Below are 16,302 nucleotides of genomic sequence, written 5' to 3' on the forward strand. Positions count from 1 at the left end.
ACCGTCAGACCATCCGCCCGTCTGAATCATTACAGCGCATCGTGGATAGACATGCCCGGATATGGGGCACAGGCATCGTCTTGTTAAGACGTTACATGGTCCGGCTTTTTACTGCGGACAAAGCGCTCGTAGGCATCAAAGTCAAACTTGGTCGCAGACAGGATCTGGCTCTGCTTCAGCGTGAGGTAAATATCCTTGTCCGCATCGGCATAGTGGGTCGTGAACGTTACCCAGAGTTTGTCCTTGTCCCGATAGCCACTCATGATCGGCTTAATGCAGACCTCCTGATCGGCACCTTCCGTTTCGCTGGGTTCGCCCAGGGTCGTGATTTTGCCTACATAGACCTTGCGCTCCTCCAGGGAGAGCATCAGGGTTTCACGGTTGATCGTGGCATTGAACAGCAGGTCATCCAGCGGGCTGTCCTTGAGAATGCCGGCCATGAGAAACATTGCATAGTTCTCTTCCTTCAACCCATGCCGCCGCTTGATGTAAGCCTTGGCCAGAAATGCCCAGGGCCTTGGGATCATGAGTGCGGTCACGGTGAGGATAAGAATCCAGGAGAGCTGGGCGGCCTGGCTCGCATCCTCAATGGCATGGGTCCGCAGGATCAGGCTCGCCAGGCCGGAAAAGTAATCGAGCGAAAAGGTACGGCCTGCCACCGTCCAGTCATGCTGGGCCACGAGCAGAAACAGCATGAGGTTGAGGGTCAGCGAAAGAAGCGCACAAAACAGACCCAGCCGGGCGCTCTGCAAATAGAGGTACTGTCCCTCGTAGCGATGCAGGCGATAGTAGAAAAGCGGGTGCTTGTGACAGACGAGAAACCCGCTAACCAGGATAGGCAGAAGAAGGAGAAGAAACATTTAGCCGTTGATAAGGCGCTTGGCTCGGTCGAGATCCTGCTTGAACTCCGGCGAGTCGAACACTTCTTCAGGATCAATCCGGATGGTACCGCGGCCCACGACCCGAAGGGACTTGTACGAGTTGTTGATCGTTTGCGCCAATTTCCGCTCTTCTTCCGAAGGCGCTTTGAACAGACCGATCAAGTGTTTGAGCATGATGATGTCCATACGGGTTTTCGGGGCTTATAGCCTACATAAGAGCCGTCTTCAAGCCAGAGCGGAAAAGCTCTTCATGAAAATGAATGTAACACTATAGTGGACCCGTCAGTTCTTAATTTATTCGTTTCGCTACCGATATGGTCGGCATATAGAGAACTTATAGTATCTAAGCTTGATATTGATAAGGCTGCAGCTCATCAATACAGGTATAGATTTTCTTGGAATCGATTAATGACCAAAACTGCTTCGCAGCTGCGTAGCCGATTCAGTCTCATCATCATTTTGCTGGTGATTAATATCCTTGTGCCTTTAGGTAGTACTACCTGGGTCAGGGAAAGCGTTGATGAGTATGAAGCGCTGGAATCGCAACTACAAAAAATTGAGCGGCTCATTTCAGCCGTCAAGGATGGAGAAACGGGGCAAAGAGGGTTTGTTCTGACTGGGCGAGAGGATTACCTCACTCCATTGTTTCAGGGCTACGCCGAAGTGGACCACCTTTTTGGGGCCTTGAAAAATGAGATTGACGTTAAAGAGTATCCGGAATTTATAGCGCTTCAAGGGCATATTACGGAGCAGCGAAGCTACTGGAATAGCGTTATTCAGCTGCATCGGGATAAAGGTCAGGCTCAGGCAATCGCACGCATTAGTACAGGGGAAGGCAAAAGGCTTATGGATACTGTCCGTCAGGAGGTATCGATGCTTGAAAACCGTATTCAGCAAAAAAGCCTGTTGGTTGGCCAGGAAATCGAGCTTCGACGCCAGATTATACGTATCGCTCTGCTCTTTATTGCCCTGCTTGATCTCGTGTTGGTCGTTATTCTCTATAAGTTTACATTTCGCGTACTGAATGAGACCAAGGCAAGTGAAAGCCGCCTACTGGACCTTTCCGAACAGTTATCTCGCGGCATGCTGGCATTGGAGAATCGCAATCACGAGACGGTTTTAATGAGCCGCATGGCGGGTGCGCTGCACTCTACCACTGACTTTCCTGAGTGCTACGACATCATTACCCGTTTTGGCAGTCAGCTTTTCAGTGATGCACCTGGGTGCATACACCTTTATCATCCTTCACGGGATGTACTGGAGATGGCCGGTTCATGGAACGGGTGGGACCCTGTTAAGACCTTGTTTGAACCGCATCAGTGCTGGTCCGTACGCCGTGGGCAGACACATGATGTGCAGGACATTAATAAGGATTTGATCTGTCCCCATATGGCAGGGCTTTCCCTTAGCACAAATGGATACGTGTGTGTTCCGCTCATGGCTCAGGGCGAACCCGTTGGCGTGCTGACACTTTGCGATCATCCTAAGAGTGGCATTGAGCTTGCTGAGGCATTTGCTGAACAGGTCTCGCTTGGCGTTGCTAACCTTGCACTACGAGAAAGCTTGCGTCATCAGTCGATCATTGACTCCCTGACAGGACTCCACAATCGACGATTCCTGGATGAGACGGTTAGTCGTGAGCTGTTGCGAGCGGGCCGTAATCAGACTACTACTGCCATCGTTCTGCTCGATGTGGATCACTTCAAGCGATTTAACGACACGCATGGCCATGAGGCGGGTGATGCTGTGCTGAGACACTTGGCGGTAGAAATGAAACGCTTGGTGCGTGCCAGCGATCTGGCTTGTCGCTTTGGAGGGGAGGAATTTGCACTGGTGCTGCCCGAGTGTACTCAGGCAGGGGCAGTGGCACGCTGCGAAGCGCTACGTGAGGCAGTCAGCCGTATGCAAGTCATGTATGGCGGTACGCCACTGGGCCCGGTCACCATTTCGTTGGGTATTGCCATGTATCCACAGAGCGGTCAGAAGGCCGAGGAACTGCTGCAGGCAGCCGACAAGGCGCTCTACGAAGCCAAGCGCGAGGGCCGCAACCGGGTCTGCTTGAGTCAGACGGTCACTGCGCTGCCAACCTCGCCAGCGCACTCCGTGCAACAACGTCAATGAGGGGCTTTACATACCGAGCAGCTCGTTCATGGAAATGATCTGCTCGGCTACCTGAACGAGCTTCTGCTGTTTACTCATGGCCTGGCGGCGCATCAGGGTGTAAGCCTGTTCCTCATTGCAGTCCCGCATTTTCATCAACATGCCTTTCGCCAGCTCGATTCGCTTGCGCTCGGCTAGTTGCTGCTCCCGTGCCTGCAGCTGGGCGCGCAGAGCCTGATCGGTTTCGAAGCGTGCCATGGCCACGTCGAGGATCGGTTGCAATCGTTGGGCATGAATGCCTTCCACGATATAGGCGCTGACGCCTGACTGAATGGCCTGGCGCATGACATCTGGATCGTGCTCGTCGGTAAACATGACGATTGGCCGAGGGCGGTCTCGCGTCACCAGGCATACCTGATCCATAACGTCACGGCTGGGCGACTGGGTGTCGAACAGGATGACATCGGGGCGGATCGCTTCGATTCGGGCGGGCAGGTCTATGGTCAGGCCGGACTCTTCGATTACGTCAAAGCCGGCTTCCAGCAGGGCGGCCTTCAGGCGGCCTACCTTCTTCGGGGTGTCGTCGATAAGCAGAATGCGCATGGTGCTTGTCGCCTCGAAGTCAAGTCAGTGGATTAAGCATGGCGTCAGCCAGAGCATGCAGGGTAAAGCTGCGGGCGTAGCCTACCGGATCCTGTCCATCCCATACCCGGCCGTCAATGAGCGTAGCGCTGCGCAGGGGCTGATCAGGAACCTCCACGCCTACACGCGCTGCCGCCTCGCCGTAAAGCGAGAGCTGCTGTACCTGACGGGCCACTCCCACGTAGTCAGGATCATTGCGCAAAAGACCCCAGCGGCGGAATTGAGTCATGAACCACATGCCATCTGATAGATAGGGCATATTGACTGCACCCTTATGAAAGAAGCGCAGGGGATGTTCATCCTGCCAGCGCTGCCCCAGTCCATCTGTATACTGACCCAGCATGCGCGGCTCGATGGCGCTTACCGGTGCGTTGATATAAGCGGCGCCGCTGATGAGTTGTGCAGTGCTGCGGCGGTTCTCGAGGCTTTCCTCGATGAACCGACTGGCATCGAGCAGGGCACAGATCAAGGCACGGGCCGTGTTGGGGTTCTGCTCGGCAAACGCACGGGTACAGGCCAACACCTTTTCTGGATGATCCGGCCAGATGGATTGCGTTGTAGCCAGGGTCACGCCCAGGCCTTGCACAATGGCCGAGGCGCCCCAGGGCTCGCCTACACAATACCCATCGATTCGGCCGGCGCGTAAATGCTCCACCATCAGCGATGGGGGAACAATAGCGGTGTTTACATCTTCCAGCGGATGAATACCTTTGGCGGCCAGCCAGTAGTACAGCCAGAGCGCATGAGTCCCGGTGGGCAGGGTATGCGCTAGCATGAGCGGAGCCTGCGAAGACTGCCGGATACGGTGTGCCAGTGCTTCAGCTGTAGTGACACCTTCGGTCGCGAGCGAGGCTGAGAGGTTGATGCTTTGCCCATTCTGGGCCAAGCCCATCAGGACAGCCATGTCGGTAGGTGACGAGCTGCCCAGCCCCAATTGCAGGCCATAGATCATGCTGTACAAGCTGTGCGCCGCCTCCAGCTCGCCATTGAGCAGACGATCCCTCAGGGCTGACCAGGACGGCTGACGATGTAGGTGCAGGGTCAATCCGTAGGGCTGAGCGAATCCTTGAGTGGCTGCCACGATCAGCGAGGCAGCGTCGGTCAGGGGCATGAAGCCCAGATTTACAATGCTCCGTTCTGGTGCATCCGAGCCTGATATCCAGGCGAGGGCGTTAATCGTCGTCATGGCAAGCCTTGGCAAAAACATAAACAAAAAAGCGCCGTTAAGGCCGATAACAAGGGTTATCGGCGCAGAACGACGCCATTGTCGAATATACGGTCAGCAAATGCCGCCGTTGGCACTTGCTTCTGAAGAGACATGAAGCAAGTGATATGCCAGGGCCGGCTCGCTTACTGGGCAGGCGTTAGCGTCAGACGACGCGTGCCATAAACACGGTCCAGATTGTGCGGCTGGAAGGGGAAGCTGGAATACTGACCTTTCAGCCAGGGTTCGATGCCCTTGCCGTAGTAAGGGCTGGCCGGATTATCCGACTGCCCCTTGCCATCAATGGCCATGAATGGTTCCGGCTGACCAAAATCCATGACCATGCGCAAGCTGTTGGCACTGTGTGCCCCAAAGCCGTTGCCCCAGCCATAGGCCGAGCGATCCAGCGTCGAGAAGTCACCGCCTGCCGGATATGCTCGGCGAGCAAGATAGCGTGTACTGGTACCTGGCCGGGCAGCCGCCTGTTCGGTTTCGCCCTGCCAGTCATACGTGTGCAGACGCCCCCATTGCCAGCTGTTTCGGTCATTACCCATGACCTGCTCGCATTCGGCAATGGCTGAGGCAAGCGCCTGGGCAAGAATGGCCGGCTTGTCGTGTCTGGCTGTCGTCTGGGTATCACTCCAGAAAGGACTATCGTCCCGGGTCAGAAGATGATCGATTTGAGCTGAGTAAGAGAGCGGGGCGATCCGGTTGAGGGCCTGCATCGCCGGGCTGTTGCTTCCTCCGAGTTCATCGGCAAAAGTCAGTCGAGCGGTAGCCTGCAGAAACGCTTCATAGACGGCCGCATCGGCTGACGTGGCCAATAGGCGCCCATCGAACGTGCCGATTCGGCGCAAGGCCTCGGTGGCATGTGCGCGTTGCTCAGGCGGTAGGGCCTCGATGGCCGATTTGAGGGGCTGAGCCATGCCCGGTGCGCTCAGCATGGCCTGGACCTTGGCGACCAACGGTGAGGTCTGGTCTGCCTGCATGGCCATCAGGTTGCGAGCTTCCAGCCGTGTCTGCGAGCCTGCAAGCTGAGCGATACGTTCGGCCCGCTCGGGAGCCTGCCATGAGCTCGACAGCTGCATGCCATACCCCAGCGGCACCGTACGGTTGCCAGCATTGCCAAGCCACCCTTGGGAAGGGTCCTGGTCATAGGGATGCAACATCGGGTCGGCAAAACCATCCCATTCATAACGATCGGTCCACCCGGGTGAGGGCAGCAGCCCGCGTCCTTCGCGGCGGTTGGGGTATAGGCCGGTCACCTGCCACGCAATATGTTCGGCGTCGGCAAAGACTATATTCAGCGCAAGCGCTCGGATGTCTCGGGTTATCTCGAATGCACGGTCAACATCCTTGGCCCGGCTCAGGTCGAATACTGCATCCATGGATTTGTCCGTATCGAGCGTAGCTCTGCGCAAGGCCAGACCATAACCGCTTTGCTGGCCGACTTGATGATTGATTAGCGGGCCATGCCGGGTTTCGAAGACAGTCTCTCGTACCGGCCGCTGGCCTTTGATGAAAAAGGTCTCAGAACGGGCCGCTGCAGGTGTCCATTTTCCATTGACCTCGTAGCTCAAGCCGCTGCCCTGGGTGCGTACACGTTCAAGATACAGATCCTGGGTGTCGCCCATGGCTGGAGAAAACGACCAGGCCAGCTTGCCGTTGTAGCCGGAAAGAATGAACGGCGTTCCCGCCAGGGACAATCCTGCCGCCTGGTAACGGGGCGCACGAACCTGTACGTAGCTCCAGGCCGATGACAGGGCAAGCGATTGGCTGAGGTCACCTGCCAATAAGCTCTTGCCGCTGCGACTGCGCTGCGGAGCAATGGCCCAGCTGCTTCCGGCGGGAACCGTCAATCCGTTTACCTGGGCGAGGCGTGTTGAGGCTGCGTTCAACGCCTCCAGCCCTGGGATCTGTCCCGCCAAGGACAAACCCTTGAGTTTGGCAGCTTCGTCGATGGGAATCGGCTCATCGGGATAGCTGGGCAGCAACCAGGCCAAGGTATCGGCGCTGACCTTCTGTGCCAACGCCAGACTGGCCAGTTCCTCGTTCAGATTGACGGACAGACTGAAATCGAGCAGAGCAAAGAGCAGGGCGGAGTCCTCAGGCTTCCAATATTCAGGCTGATAACCGGTGGCGGCCAGATCTGCTGGAAGCTTGTTCCGATAACGGAACAGGTAGGCGTTAACGCCGCGAGCGTAGACCTCTAGGAATTTCTTCAGGCGTGGCGATGCATTCTTGTAGGCAGTTTCTGCCGTTTTCCTAAGATTGACCGCACGCATAAGCCGATCGGTGTCCAATGCGTCCGGCCCTGCCATTTCTGCCAGCCGTCCTTGCGCCAGCAGGCGCAAGGTAATCATCTGGCTCAGGCGATCCGATGCGTGAACATAACCCAGCGTGAACAGGGCGTCGTGAAAGGTCGATGTTTCGATCAGGGGCACGCCCAGCTCGCTTCGCCGAATCGACGCGTTTTCCGCAAGTCCCTTGATGGGCTGAACGCCCGAGCTGGATGGGAGGCTATCCGTGTCACGTTGATCAAACGTTGTCTGGCAACCCGCAAGCGCCAGTACTGAAACAAGACCAAGGCGACCTAGATGGTGCCGGTAAGCAGGAAAATCCATGAACGGATAGTCTCCAGAGGAGCAGGGTTTCAAAAGCGCGCTACGTTAGTGAGGCGTTGTTATCCAGGCAAGCACTGTCCAGTCCATTCCGCCAGCGGGTGTGATTTTTCTGACCAGTGAAGCGGATCACACTTATTTAAAAACGACATTTAATCCTTATCACGACAGAAACATTCTGACATGATTTGTCGCTTCGCCAATTGGACGGGCGACTTTTGGCCCGTTGTTGCTCTGTTCATCGGCCTTGAGTCCGTCTTTTAAGGCGCTGACAAAGGAGTACACGATGTCGAATGAGCGCGCGATCCGTCGCGATTTAGGGCCTCTGGCTTTAATGTTTACTGGGCTGGGGTCGATCATCGGATCCGGCTGGTTGTTTGGTGCCTGGCATGCTGCCCAGCTGGCAGGCCCTGGGGCTATTTATGCGTGGTTATTAGGTGCAGTGATCATTCTCTTCATCGCGCTGACCTATGCCGAGCTGGGTGCCATGTTTCCAGAGTCGGGCGGCATGGTGCGCTATGGGCACTACTCGCACGGCTCTCTGGTAGGGTTCATTGGCGGATGGGCGAACTGGATCGCGATTGTATCGGTCATCCCGGTCGAGGCCGAGGCGTCCGTTCAATATATGGCGTCCTGGCCCTGGCAATGGGCGCAGAACCTATACAGTGTCAGCAGCGGGCACGGTGAGCTGAGTACAACCGGTCTGATACTGGCCGCGCTCCTGGTAGTCGTGTACTTCCTGCTCAACTTTTGGGGCGTCAAGCTCTATGCCCGCAGTAACAGTGCAATCACGATATTCAAGTTAGTGGTACCGGCACTGACCGCCATAGCGCTCATGCTGTCAGGTTTTCACAGTGAGAATTTTACTGTTGGTATCACCGGCGAAGACCACTCCATCAGTATTTCGGCCGTTCTGACAGCAGTAGCCATCAGCGGCATTGTGTTCAGTTTCAATGGTTTCCAGAGTCCGGTAAACCTTGCAGGCGAGGCGAATAATCCCGGCCGCAGCGTACCCTTTGGGGTAATCGGTTCGATCATTATCGCCACGGTGATCTATCTTCTTCTCCAGGTTGCCTTTCTAGGCGCCGTTCCTCCTGAGCATCTGCATGAGGGATGGGCAGGTCTTGAATACAGCTCGCCTTTTGCCCAACTGGCGCTGGCCTTGAACCTGAACTGGCTGGCCTTTCTGCTCTATGCGGACGCCTTTGTCAGCCCGAGCGGAACAGGCGCTACCTATACCGCCACCACTGCGCGGATGATCTATGGTATCCAGCGCAACGGCAGCCTGCCGGCCATGTTCGGGCATGTACATCCCAAGTTCGGGATTCCCCGCCCGGCCATGTGGCTGAACCTTGCGGTGTCCTTCATCTTCCTGTTTTTCTTCCGGGGCTGGGGCACACTGGCGGCAGTTATTTCTGTTGCCACGATCATTTCCTACCTGACCGGGCCGGTAAGTGTCATGGCGTTGCGGCGGACGGCGCCTGAGCTCTATCGCCCTTTGCGAATCCGAGGGCTGTCTGTTTTAGCCGCACTGGCGTTCATTTTCGCCACTGAGCTTCTCTACTGGGCCAAGTGGCCTCGGACAGGTGAAATTATGCTGCTGATCGTGGCGGCATTGCCCATATACATCTACTACCAGGCCAAGCAGGGGTGGAAGGGTTTCAGCCGTCATTTCCGCGGCTCGCTGTGGCTGCTGTGTTTCCTGCCGGTGTTGGCAGCGGTCTCTTGGGCGGGAAGCGACCGTTTCGGTGGCCAGGGTTATCTGCCGTACGGATGGGATCTGGCGGTAGTCGCGGTGATTGGTCTGGTATTTTTCCTGTGGGGTGTGTCGGCTGGGTGGCGTACGCCAGCGGTTGAAAAGGCCCGCTTCCACGATGATGACGGTCAGCCGCTGACGTGATCATGACAGGCGTCGGTCGCTATAGCGCTGCCGACGCCTGCTCCGGTAGTCAGCTTGCCGCTGGCGGGTTTACCTTATTGACGAGATCGTAGGCGCGAACAGTGGCAGTTCGCATGCTGATCGTTTCAAACCACCGCTTGATGTTTGGATAATCTTCTAATTTTTGCTGTTGCCATTCGTACGGCACGATCCACGGGTAAATGGCCATGTCGGCAATGGTGTATTCCCCACCGGCTACAAAGTCCCGATCTTCCAGGCGCTTGTTCAGTACGCTGTAAAGACGCGCGGTCTCGCTCACGTAGCGATCAATCGCATAAGGAATCTTCTCTTTGGCGAAACGCCCGAAATGGTGGTTCTGACCCGCCATAGGGCCCAGACCGCCCATTTGCCAGAATAGCCACTGCATGACCTCCTGACGTCCGCGGATATTCAGCGGGATGAACTTGCCGGTTTTTTCCGCCAGATAGAGCAGGATGGCGCCAGACTCGAACAGCGTCACGGGGCTGCCATTATCTGCCGGGTTCTGATCGACAATGGCAGGAATCTTGTTGTTGGGCGAAATCTTCAGAAAGTCTGGCGCAAACTGTTCATCCTTCATGATGTTGATGGGATGAATGCGGTAGGGCAGTTCGGCTTCCTCAAGAAACAGCGTTACTTTGTGGCCGTTGGGGGTAGTCCAGTAATAAAGATCGATCATCAAGGCTCTCCGGGGCAAAGGGTACTGCCAAAGGAGTGACCGGGCTGGACGCTTACAGTTCGAAAGGAACGATGAACGAGAACGGCCCACATCAGTGGGCCGTCATTTATTCATGAAGCGCCGTGGCACTTCTTGTACTTTTTCTCGCTTCCGCACGGGCAGGGATCGTTGCGACCGATCTCTTTGAGTGGGTTGCGAACAGGGGTAGCTGGACCATGATTGCAATGCGGCCCATGAACATGGTGATGATGGCCGTGATCGTGGTCATGATTGCAGTCAGGGCCGTGGACGTGAGGTTGCTGGTTCATTGATTACTCCGGTAAAAAATTGTTCGGTACGATCTCGCCGCTGCGCGATATATAGACGCTGCGGCCAAACATCAAGCCGGTCTTCACTTCGCCAACGAGACGATAATGAACGGGCTTGTCGGTCCGTTTGATCAGTTTGACGATGTCTTTGACGTACCGCCACATATTGGTCTGCACGGGGAGGGTAAACTCCGTGCTGCCAGAGGCTGGGATCGTGAAGTTACGCCCCGTTTCGCCTTCGGCAAGGGGAACATCTTCCAGGTAGATCGCATACGTCATGCCACGAATGGGCAGATCGATATCGTTGGGGTTGTCCACCTTGAAGTGCAACAGGAATTCCTGTCCCCATAATTTGGCTTTGAGCAGGTCTACCTGGGTCAGCTGTATTTCAGGGTCTTCATAATCCCTGGAGAACCACGTACAGCCACTGATTCCAAACAGGATCAGGATGCCTAGCGAGAGACCTAGGACTCTCCTGTTGAATGCCCGAAAAAACATGTGACGACTCCATAACGAAGGGCAGCGGTTACAGCGCGTCGGCGCATTGAAAAATAGCTCGGTCCGATTGTTGCACAGGCGTGCCTGGCATAAGCTGGACCTTACCCAAACGCGAGCCATGCTCATTTTATTCTGAAGTCGGCAAGTGCCTGGGCCATTATGTTGTACTTATACAGGTTGAAAAACGGGCTAGCCGCTCCTCAGGCGGTAAGCAATCTACAGAACTTATAGCCCTCAAGCTAGACAGGATGATGAACATGAGCCTTTTCGAGATCGCCTTTTCCGGTGAGGTAGTGCCAGGTGCTGACGAAGCGCAAGTACGTGCCAACCTGGCTCGGTTGTTCCAGGCGGACGAGAAGCGTATCGCTCAGCTGTTTTCCGGGCGCCGCGTCATTATCAAGAATAGACTGGATGCAGCCGCTGCTGAAAAATATCGGGCTGCACTGACCCATGCCGGTGCTAGGGTTGAAGTCGTGTCAATGGCGATTGCCGAAGAGATCGACCTTGCGCCAGCTCCAGTCGCCACCGAGAAGCCGGAATCGGGCGCATCGCCTGTAGCACGTCGCGTATCCGTCGCGCCGCGCGATGAGGTCATGGCAGCGTTTGTCAATGTCGATGCTCCGGACTTTGGCTTGGCACCGGTTGGAGCGGATCTGCAGGACCAGAAGGCCGAGGTCGCTCCGCCCCAGGTTGATCTGGGCAAGTTCACACTGGCACCGGTAGGAAGCGACATGGGCGAAGAAAGGCCACAGACAGCCGTCCAGGTGCCCGATACGTCTCATCTCAAACTGGTGTAGCGGCTCTACTCATGGCAGGAAAGGGCCGCAACATTTCTTGAATTTGGTCGTGCTGCCACATGGGCAAGGGTCGTTGCGGCCTGCCGCCATGGCCACGGTCGGATCCAGGAAATACCAGCGCCCCTGCTGTTGAACAAACGCCGAGCGCTCACGGTGTGCATGGTCCCCCTGCGCATCGTGCCAGCGGGCCACAAAGATAACCCAGGCGTGCTCAGGAACGCCTCCCAGAGGCTCATGGCTTTCAACCTCAAGCCCAAGCCAGGTGCTCTGGGCACTCCAGGCGCTTATGGCTGCCCTGTCCAGTCCTGCCTGTTGTGCAGGCAAGGTCGTCTCGATCAGGTAGTCGATCAACCCCAGCACATAGGCGCTGTAACGCGAGCGCATCAGCGCCTCCGCTGTAGGGGCTGAGGCACCTGAATGATAGCGGCCGCAGCAGTTGTCGAGTAGCTCGTCGCTGCCGCATGGGCAAGGAGCAGATGCCATCGTTACCACCAATATTTTCCAAAGAGTTCAGGATGGGCCCAGAAGCGGGCGTTCAGCCAGTCCGGTACCTGCTTGTAATCATGCAGATCATACGTGAACAACGTCAGGGTTTGCTGATCACGCTGAAAGCGCTCGCTCTGTTGCATGGCCAGGGCATAGAAGTCCCTGGGCTGCCATTGGCTGGCGGCCAGATCGACCAGGACAGCCAGCCGACTGGCGTTGAGGTTGCGGATTCCGCCCAGTAGTTGCTGACCTTCACGTACGGACAGGTGTTCCAGACAGTCAGCCAGGATAGCCAGGTCATAGCGTTGGTGGGATACCGGTTCCTGTAATGATCCGGCAGGGGACTGCGTCAACTCGCAGTCAGGGTGAGCTGCCTTGAAAGCCTGCACGGCGGGTATCTCGCTGGCACTGACCATCAGCAGGCGAGTAGGGGTGTAGTGATCCAATAGCGCGGCCAAGGCCTGTTGCGGAGTACGTGACGATAATGTCGCGGTCATATGGAACCTCGGCGATTGTTGTGGAGACTAATCAAGCGGCACTGTCAAGATCAGGCCTGTACCGCCAGTCTGACGGAGCGGAGAAATCGATGTCCAATTCCTTTTTCGAGGTCGCTTTTTCTAGTCCTTAATAGGAGACAACAATGACGATTATAAGGACCGCTTTACCCCTCATTCTGGTGGGCAGTGTTTTAACAGGTTGCGCTGGTGTAAAGAAAACGGACTGGCCTGCGTGTGCCGCCATTGGTGGTGCCACGGGTGCGGCCGTCGGCGCCATTGAAAGCAGTAGCTATGCTGGGTGGGGCGGGCTGGTTGCCGGCGCCACGGCGGGGGCTTACTGCTATGTTCATGGGCAGGGCGAAGAGCAGGTAACTGCTGTCGAACCGGTAGCGCCTGCGCCGGCTCCCACGCCTGCACCCGAGCCGCTTCCTCGCCAAGAGACCATTGTTGTACGTGATCTGCACTTTGCCTTCGATTCGGCCGAAATCAGCCCGGCGGACCGTGCGCAGCTCGATACCGTGGCCTCCCGGTTAAGAAACGAAGCGTCCACGACACGGCTGACCATTAACGGACATACTGACAGCAAGGGTACTGAAAAGTACAACCAGCGCCTGTCTGAGCGTCGTGCAGCAGCCGTGCGTAATTACCTGGTTCAGTCGGGCGTTCCGGCGGCCAGTATCGTCTCTGTCCAAGGGCTTGGGGAAAGCCAGCCCGTGGCTACCAACGAAACGGCAGAAGGTCGTGCTACCAACCGGCGCGTAGAGATCTTAGTCGAGCGTCAGTGATTTCTTGTACCCAAGGACCTCAAAAGGGTCCTTGGGTATCTGTCGGGTACGTGAAGTTAAAGGTCAATCTTAACGCTGAACGAGACGCCGCTATTCGTTTCGCCACGCTGATGATTAAATTGGTCCTGATGGAACAGGCTGACACCAAAGCCGGTACGCTTTCCCAGTTTTCCCCGGTAGCTCAACTCGATATCAGTCTGGCTGCCCTGTGGCTCCAGGTTAACCACGCTACGGTTATACAACACGCTACCTTGATCTGTTCGACCAATAGGCGTGTCCAGGGAGGCATGTGCACTATGAACGCGCAGAGGCTTCGTAATGTTAAGGCCGAGCGCATCTTCTGCATTGAAGACACCTGTCTTTATGACGGACCCACCATAAGCCCGGCTTGGCAGGTTATCTATAGAGCGGAACAGAGACGTATCGCTTGCCTCTAGATGTGTTACCGCTTCTGTCAGGTGTACCTGTGTCTGTACTGAAGGAAAAGGTTTCATCGTCACACTAAGACCGGTTGCTACCGTATGGGCGGCTTTGCCCAACGCTAGCGCCCCCGTTGAAGGGCCTCCGAGCGTCATGTCTTTCTCGTCCAGAACGGTTTGCGTGATTGCTACTTCGACGCGCTTGCTGGGTGCATAAGCAAGGCGTGCAGCTATCAGCGTACCTTGGGCTTTGGCTGTCAGAGTCGAGTCGGATAGCTCACTGAAGCCTACTGAAAAGGCAAGGGTGTCAGTTAGTGTGAGACGAGTAAGGCCGAATACGTCCTCCTTAGCTAATCCTGACAAAGGCAGCTCAGCTGCCGAGCGCTCTGTTAGAAAAAGGGGGGCAGTAGTCGTACCAAGGAAGGCTTCACTGAAGGAAAACCCTTTACCAATACTGAGAGACAAGTCTTTCGTCTGGCCATCCAGGCGCCAGGCGGGCATCTGCGAGAGACGTTTGTCTTCTGCAGTATCTTCAAGAGGCGAAGTAAGATTTTGTTCGCCTCTCAATGCAGGAGTGCTGAGGCTTGTCAGCGTCAGGCTGGGAGTCAAGCGCTGTGAAATGACATCTGGTTGAGATATGTCAGCCATACGCGCCAAGTGGCGAGATAAATCAAGCGCCAGTGTACGGTTATGACTCCATTGTGAAGCATCGACCTGAAAGTCGCGGCCTACTTCATCAAAGACTACAGCATCGCGCATGGCTGACCGTAAAACGCGGCTACTTCCCATTGCACTTGGCATAATCAGCCGCGTCGAGTTAGCTGGAACACTATTACTCGTGACAGTAACACCCGTTGCAATTCGTGTTTGACCGACAGGCGCCATGGCGCGGTCAACGCGTAAAAGACCCCAGCCGTATACGGAGTCAACGCCTTTTGCGCCTAAGTCCTCCGCAGACCTAAATAAAATATCGACCGTTTGCGCTGGAGTTAGGAAAGGCCACTTCGATAAGAGAAGTGCCGCTGCACCTGATACATGAGGCGCTGCCATGGACGTACCAGCCATGCCTAAATAGCTGTTATTAGGACCGGTGGAATAAATCCATTTGCCGCCGGGGGCCATCAAAAAGCGATACTTGAACTTATCAGCTTCCTGGCATCGATAGGTGGTAAAACAGGATTCACCAGGGATATTGGAGAAGGCCGAGCGGGCCTTGTTGCTATCCACGCTACCAACAATGACCAGGTTAGCCAGCGGAGCGCTTTGCAAAGACCAATGTTCATTCTTTAGGACCGCACCATTATTGCCTGCTGCCAGTACGGCTACTGTCTGATGGCGATAAGTGCTAATGGCGCTCAACGTCTCGGGATAGGCCAGGTCACCTGCAGTCGTAGGGCCATAGCTCATGTTAGTAACGCGCGCGCCGTCAGCTATGACCCGAGCCATGGCATTGGATGTAGACAAGCCGGCGACCCAGCCGCGGTTATCAAATACAGCTACATTGGACAGCGAGGCACGTGGCGCTACACCCATAGTGCCTTTGCCGTTCATGGCGGCTCCAATGATTCCTGCAACATGCGATCCGTGATTATCAAAAGATGTGTATTGTCCGTTCGGGCTGAGCCAGCTGCGATTAAGTCGGCCACTAAATTCCAGATGATTATAGTCAGCCAAGCCATCTAATACGCCCACGCGTACACCTTGCCCTAGAGGCTGGTTAGTGTAAAAAGTAGGCGTTAGGCCGATTAGCTTTAAATTCCAGCTAAGCTCGTTGGCCTCTGAAAGGGGGCTCAGCAAAGCCAAAGGGGCTAGGCAGGTAAGCGAGAGTTTTTTTCTTTTCACGGTAGAACCACCAGACAAAGGATAAGCACTACGAGGATCTGTTTGTATGGCGGCCTCTCGCTCGTGACCTTAAGCCTGACGACGTTAATTTCCGACCATTGGAAGAAACAGGACACAGACGGAAGGAAGCTATATAAATGCTTTGACGGCCTTGATCTCCATTAGGTAGTAGAATCAACATCACGTTAGTTTTTATGTTGAATACAAAGCATGTCCTCAGCCCTGATGATTATCGGTAAATTTCTTTCTCTTTTATTCTGGCTCGTTGTCATAACTAACGTGTTCCAGCCTTTTGCCTTTCCGTTCGAGGCTTTACTGAATCTTGCTGGAGTCGTGCTGGTTTGCTTGCGCGTTTTGGAGGTGCTCATGCTCAACCGGCAACTCCGTCAAAGTTCATATCCGTGGCGTAATCGTTTATGGATAGTGCTATTTGGTGTATTTCACTGGTATCGCCTACCAACACGATCAGCTCCAGGCCACTGAATAGCCGAGCTAAAACAACTATGGGTTGAAGGAGCAGACTCGGTCCAGTTGTTGGGCCTGCTCTTCCATAGCCAATAGCCTCAGTTTTCTATCATGTGATTTGCCATGGTTTGAAAACAACGTTTGTATCTTTAGGAAAAAT

The 16,302-nt window shown here is 55.4% G+C and carries 16 protein-coding genes; 5 read left to right on the forward strand and 11 right to left on the reverse strand.

The features are described from left to right. Positions 1-83: 83 nt before the first annotated feature. Positions 84-860: a hypothetical protein gene (locus QWJ10_RS06615; RefSeq protein ID WP_289924889.1), complete on the reverse strand. Its 777-nt coding sequence runs from the start codon at positions 858-860 to the stop codon at positions 84-86. Then, complete coding sequence (locus QWJ10_RS06620) at positions 861-1,055, reverse strand: hypothetical protein (RefSeq protein ID WP_074824387.1); 195 nt, start codon at positions 1,053-1,055, stop codon at positions 861-863. A 234-nt stretch (positions 1,056-1,289) separates the two neighbouring features. Between QWJ10_RS06620 and QWJ10_RS06625 the strand changes: the two genes are divergently transcribed. Continuing rightward, entirely contained in the window at positions 1,290-3,002 is a 1,713-nt protein-coding gene (locus QWJ10_RS06625) for a diguanylate cyclase (RefSeq protein WP_197872288.1), read from the forward strand. Between the two features lie 6 nt (positions 3,003-3,008). Here QWJ10_RS06625 and QWJ10_RS06630 read toward each other — a convergent pair whose 3' ends face one another. The 3 genes from QWJ10_RS06630 to QWJ10_RS06640 form a co-directional block, all read right to left on the reverse strand. After that, positions 3,009-3,584: an ANTAR domain-containing protein gene (locus tag QWJ10_RS06630; protein ID WP_010794985.1), complete on the reverse strand. Its 576-nt coding sequence runs from the start codon at positions 3,582-3,584 to the stop codon at positions 3,009-3,011. A 19-nt stretch (positions 3,585-3,603) separates the two neighbouring features. Next, positions 3,604-4,809 (reverse strand): CmpA/NrtA family ABC transporter substrate-binding protein, encoded by a 1,206-nt coding sequence (locus tag QWJ10_RS06635; RefSeq protein ID WP_289924892.1) that lies wholly within the window; start codon positions 4,807-4,809, stop codon positions 3,604-3,606. Positions 4,810-4,973: 164 nt separating this feature from the next. Further along, positions 4,974-7,451 carry a penicillin acylase family protein gene (locus QWJ10_RS06640; protein ID WP_289924894.1) on the reverse strand — a complete coding sequence of 826 codons (2,478 nt, stop codon included), beginning with the start codon at positions 7,449-7,451 and terminating at the stop codon, positions 4,974-4,976. Between the two features lie 283 nt (positions 7,452-7,734). On the opposite strand from QWJ10_RS06640, the gene QWJ10_RS06645 reads away from it, so the two are divergent. Then, on the forward strand, positions 7,735-9,348 hold the full coding sequence (locus tag QWJ10_RS06645) for an APC family permease (RefSeq protein ID WP_289924897.1): 1,614 nt from the start codon (positions 7,735-7,737) through the stop codon (positions 9,346-9,348). Positions 9,349-9,397: 49 nt separating this feature from the next. Here the strand turns inward: QWJ10_RS06645 and QWJ10_RS06650 are convergent, their stop codons facing one another. The 3 genes from QWJ10_RS06650 to QWJ10_RS06660 form a co-directional block, all read right to left on the reverse strand. Continuing rightward, positions 9,398-10,045: a glutathione binding-like protein gene (locus QWJ10_RS06650; RefSeq protein ID WP_074823778.1), complete on the reverse strand. Its 648-nt coding sequence runs from the start codon at positions 10,043-10,045 to the stop codon at positions 9,398-9,400. A gap of 110 nt (positions 10,046-10,155) precedes the next feature. Then, positions 10,156-10,353 (reverse strand): SEC-C metal-binding domain-containing protein, encoded by a 198-nt coding sequence (locus tag QWJ10_RS06655; RefSeq protein ID WP_010794980.1) that lies wholly within the window; start codon positions 10,351-10,353, stop codon positions 10,156-10,158. Positions 10,354-10,356: 3 nt separating this feature from the next. Beyond that, a complete protein-coding gene (locus QWJ10_RS06660) occupies positions 10,357-10,851 on the reverse strand; it encodes an LEA type 2 family protein (RefSeq protein WP_010794979.1) in 495 nt (164 codons plus the stop codon). Positions 10,852-11,108: 257 nt separating this feature from the next. On the opposite strand from QWJ10_RS06660, the gene QWJ10_RS06665 reads away from it, so the two are divergent. Next, complete coding sequence (locus QWJ10_RS06665) at positions 11,109-11,648, forward strand: hypothetical protein (protein ID WP_289924905.1); 540 nt, start codon at positions 11,109-11,111, stop codon at positions 11,646-11,648. Between the two features lie 9 nt (positions 11,649-11,657). Here QWJ10_RS06665 and QWJ10_RS06670 read toward each other — a convergent pair whose 3' ends face one another. Together QWJ10_RS06670 and QWJ10_RS06675 are read right to left on the reverse strand one after the other, a co-directional pair. Continuing rightward, a complete protein-coding gene (locus tag QWJ10_RS06670) occupies positions 11,658-12,131 on the reverse strand; it encodes a YchJ family protein (RefSeq protein ID WP_037029600.1) in 474 nt (157 codons plus the stop codon). A gap of 2 nt (positions 12,132-12,133) precedes the next feature. Next, a complete protein-coding gene (locus QWJ10_RS06675) occupies positions 12,134-12,631 on the reverse strand; it encodes a DUF6231 family protein (RefSeq protein ID WP_010794976.1) in 498 nt (165 codons plus the stop codon). 143 nt (positions 12,632-12,774) lie between these two features. On the opposite strand from QWJ10_RS06675, the gene QWJ10_RS06680 reads away from it, so the two are divergent. Then, on the forward strand, positions 12,775-13,416 hold the full coding sequence (locus QWJ10_RS06680; protein ID WP_289924910.1) for an OmpA family protein: 642 nt from the start codon (positions 12,775-12,777) through the stop codon (positions 13,414-13,416). 56 nt (positions 13,417-13,472) lie between these two features. Here QWJ10_RS06680 and QWJ10_RS06685 read toward each other — a convergent pair whose 3' ends face one another. Further along, entirely contained in the window at positions 13,473-15,677 is a 2,205-nt protein-coding gene (locus tag QWJ10_RS06685) for a S8 family peptidase (RefSeq protein WP_289924913.1), read from the reverse strand. A gap of 225 nt (positions 15,678-15,902) precedes the next feature. Here QWJ10_RS06685 and QWJ10_RS06690 point away from each other — a divergent pair, with 225 nt between their 5' ends. Further along, positions 15,903-16,160, forward strand: coding sequence for a DUF1145 domain-containing protein (locus tag QWJ10_RS06690; protein ID WP_289925075.1), 258 nt, complete (start codon positions 15,903-15,905; stop codon positions 16,158-16,160). The last annotated feature ends 142 nt before the right edge of the window (positions 16,161-16,302 follow it).

It is taken from the genome of Pseudomonas sp. WAC2 (genome assembly GCF_030403525.1).
In the GTDB taxonomy this organism is placed as follows: domain Bacteria; phylum Pseudomonadota; class Gammaproteobacteria; order Pseudomonadales; family Pseudomonadaceae; genus Chryseomonas; species Chryseomonas luteola.